The following is a 3921-nucleotide window of genomic DNA, read 5'->3' as shown; positions in this document are numbered from 1 at the left end:
ACGCTGTTATAAAAAGTGGTTATAGTTCCGTGTAGTTAAAGTAGTTAGAGTAGTTATCGCTCCCTGCGGTCGCTAAGCAGTTAAAGCAAAACGCTTTTCCGGCTTAGACATCCGCAAGCGACAAAGGTAATGACTTTAACTACTTAGCGACCGCAGGGAGCGATAACTGCTCTAACTACTTTGACTACTGAAAAAACGACTTTATGAACGAAGAGAATAAAATTACAACTGCTTACACGGATGATAATATAAGACATCTTTCCGACATGGAACACGTGCGCACCCGCCCCGGCATGTACATCGGACGGTTGGGCGACGGCTCCATGCCCGAAGACGGAATATATGTCTTGCTGAAGGAGGTTATCGACAACTCGATAGACGAGTTCAAGATGAACGCCGGCAAACGCATTGAAGTCGACATTGACGAGGAACTGCGCGTGACCGTCCGCGACTACGGACGCGGCATTCCGCAAGGCAAGCTCATCGAGGCAGTAAGCGTGCTGAACACCGGCGGAAAGTATGACTCTAAGGCGTTCAAGAAGAGCGTCGGCCTCAACGGTGTCGGCATAAAGGCTGTCAACGCGCTCAGTTCCAAGTTCGAGGTGCGCTCATACCGCGACGGCACGGTGCGCACGGTGAAGTTCGAACGCGGCATGATGAAAGACGACACAACCGAAGACACGCAGGACGAAAACGGCACATACGTATTCTTCGAGCCTGACGATACGCTGTTCAAGAACTACCGTTTCCACACAGATTTCGTCGAGACAATGCTCCGCAACTACACTTACCTCAACACGGGGCTTACCATCATGTTCAACGGACGCCGCATACTGAGCCGCAACGGACTGGAAGACCTCCTCAACGACACGATGACCACCGACGGAATCTATCCCATAATACACCTCAAGGGAGAGGATATCGAGATAGCATTCACCCATACCAACCAGTACGGAGAGGAGTATCATTCGTTCGTAAACGGCCAGCATACCACTCAGGGCGGTACCCACCAGAGCGCGTTCAAAGAGCATATAGCCAAGACAATAAAGGAGTTCTTCAACAAAAACTTCGAGTACACCGACATACGCAACGGCCTTGTGGCAGCCATAGCGGTAAATGTGGAAGAACCGATGTTCGAAAGCCAGACGAAAATAAAGCTCGGTTCGCTCACCATGTCGCCCGACGGCGTAAGCGTGAACAAATACGTTGGCGACTTCATCAAGACCGAAGTGGACAACTATCTGCACAAACACGCCGACGTTGCGGAGGTAATGCTGCAGAAAATACAGGCCTCGGAGAAGGAGCGGAAGGAAATGGCCGGCGTGACGAAGCTGGCCCGAGAACGCGCGAAAAAGGCCAACCTGCACAACCGCAAGCTGCGCGACTGCCGCATACACTTCAGCGACGTTAAAAACGAACGCAAAGAGGAAAGCTCCATCTTCATAACCGAGGGCGACTCGGCAAGCGGTTCCATCACCAAAAGCCGTGACGTTAACACGCAGGCGGTGTTCTCCTTGAGGGGCAAACCGCTCAACTCTTACGGTCTGACAAAGAAGATTGTGTACGAAAACGAGGAGTTTAACCTGCTGCAAGCGGCGCTCGACATAGAGGACGGACTTGACTCCTTGAGATATAATAAGGTAATAGTAGCCACTGATGCAGACGTCGACGGCATGCATATCCGCCTGCTGATAATCACGTTTTTCCTGCAATTCTTCCCTGACTTGATAAAGAAAGGCCACGTATATGTACTCCAGACACCACTTTTCCGCGTGCGTAACCGCCGCTCGAAAATAAAGAACAAAAAAGTTCTCGAGGACAATAAAGGTACAAAAGGCGACTTTATCACACGCTATTGTTACAGCGAAGAGGAGAGGCTTGACGCCATATCAACCCTTGGTCCAGACCCGGAGATAACTCGATTCAAAGGTCTCGGAGAGATAAGCCCCGACGAGTTCCGTAACTTCATCGGCCCGGACATGCGTCTGGAACAGGTCACACTGCACAAGAACGACCAAGTACAGAAGCTCCTCGAATACTACATGGGCAAGAATACGCCAGAGCGTCAGAACTTCATTATTGACAACCTTGTCATCGAAGAAGACCGCCCCGAGGAAGAGGACATCAATTAAGAATTAAGAGTTAAGAACTGAAAGTCAGCGTTAAGCTAATTAAGAAAGACGGCGTATTGGGCCAATCAAGGCCTATCGGCTTATTAAGTCAATTGGTCTTATAAGCATAATTAGCCCAATACGCCCCAATAATACCACCAAACGATGAAAAATAAAGCACCAATAGTTTTACTTTTTTACCTTTTTACACTTTTACCTGTAAGCGCGCAAATGCGCATCGACTTTTCAGGCGACAGCCCGATACGCAAGCTCCAGATAGCAGAGATGGCCATAAACAACCTGTATGTTGACTCTGTTGACGAGAACAAGCTCGTTGAAGACGGTATCCGCGGTATGCTGGAGAAGCTCGACCCGCACTCGTCTTACTCCAATCCGGAGGAAGTTAAGGCGATGAACGAACCGTTGCAGGGTAACTTTGAAGGTATTGGAGTGCAGTTCAACATGGTTGACGACACGCTGCTCGTTATCCAACCGGTAAGCAAAGGCCCGTCGGAAAAGGTCGGAATAATGGCCGGCGACCGTATCGTAACCGTCAATGACACAGCAATTGCAGGCGTGAAGATGAGCAAAGAGGAGATTATGCGCCGCCTGCGTGGCCCAAAAGGGACGAAAGTAAACCTCGGTATAGTGCGCCGCGGCGTGGCTGAAGTACTCAAGTTTACGGTAAAGAGAGACAAGATTCCAGTGAAAAGCATAGACGCCGTGTACATGATTCGCCCCAATGTAGGATATATAAGGATAGGTAACTTCGGCGCAACGACCTATGACGAGTTCATGGAAGGAATGGAGAAGCTAAAGAAAGAGGGAATGAAAGACCTCATCCTCGACCTCCAGGATAACGGCGGAGGATACCTCCAGGCTGCCGTGGAAATAGCAAACGAATTCCTGCCGAAGAACGACCTAATTGTATATACCGAAGGAAGACGTGTTGACCGCATGGACTATAAGGCGCGTGGCAACGGCAAATTCCAGGACGGACGCGTCTATGTGCTCGTCAACGAGTTCACAGCTTCGGCAGCCGAGATTGTCTCCGGAGCGATACAAGACCAAGACCGCGGCACCATAATAGGCCGGCGCACATTCGGAAAGGGTCTCGTACAGCGCCCCATCGGCCTGCCCGACGGCTCAATGATACGCCTTACAATAGCGCATTATTACACCCCTTCAGGCCGTTGCATACAGAAACCGTACACCAAGGGAGACCTTGAGGATTACGCCCTTGACTTCGACAAGCGTCTGAAACACGGCGAACTGACCAACAGCGACAGCATACATTTTGCCGATTCGCTGAAGTTCTACACCTTGCGCAAGCACCGCGCTGTGTACGGTGGTGGCGGAATAATGCCCGACGTGTTCGTTCCGCTCGACACGCTTCAGTACACCAACTACCATAGGCAGCTCGTGCTGAAGGGCATAGTCATCAACACCGACCTGAAATACATCGACAATCACCGCAAGCAACTGAAGTCGCTCTTCCCAACGTTCGAGACGTTCCGCGACGGATTCAACTTCCCGCAAGAGCTTATCGACGAAGTTATCAAAGAGGGAGAAAAGCAGAACGTGAAGCCGAAAGACGACGCCGAACTGCAAAAAACGTTACCTTACCTCAAGGCACAGTTGAAGGCTCTCGTCGCCCGCGACCTGTTCGACATGAGCGAATACTTCCAAATCATCAACGAGACGAGCGACATCGTGATGAAGGGAGTGGAGGAAATTAAGAATTAAGAGCATAGAAATTAAGAATTAAGAGTTAAGAATTAAGAAAGTATGTCTTGTTAATTAATAAGCT

Annotated in this window: 2 protein-coding genes; both read left to right on the top strand. The window is 50.0% G+C overall.

The window, feature by feature from the left end:
- Nucleotides 1-203: 203 nt before the first annotated feature.
- Nucleotides 204-2132, top strand: a complete 1929-nt coding sequence (locus tag H6A34_RS13865) for a DNA topoisomerase IV subunit B (RefSeq protein ID WP_205105997.1) — start codon at nucleotides 204-206, stop codon at nucleotides 2130-2132.
- Between the two features lie 210 nt (nucleotides 2133-2342).
- Nucleotides 2343-3857 carry a S41 family peptidase gene (locus tag H6A34_RS13860; RefSeq protein ID WP_338088674.1) on the top strand — a complete coding sequence of 505 codons (1515 nt, stop codon included), beginning with the start codon at nucleotides 2343-2345 and terminating at the stop codon, nucleotides 3855-3857.
- The last annotated feature ends 64 nt before the right edge of the window (nucleotides 3858-3921 follow it).

This window comes from Marseilla massiliensis (assembly GCF_016899855.1).
Classification (GTDB): domain Bacteria; phylum Bacteroidota; class Bacteroidia; order Bacteroidales; family Bacteroidaceae; genus Prevotella.
Note: the sequence above shows the minus strand (reverse complement) of the source record. Positions and strands in the feature narration are given on the sequence as shown.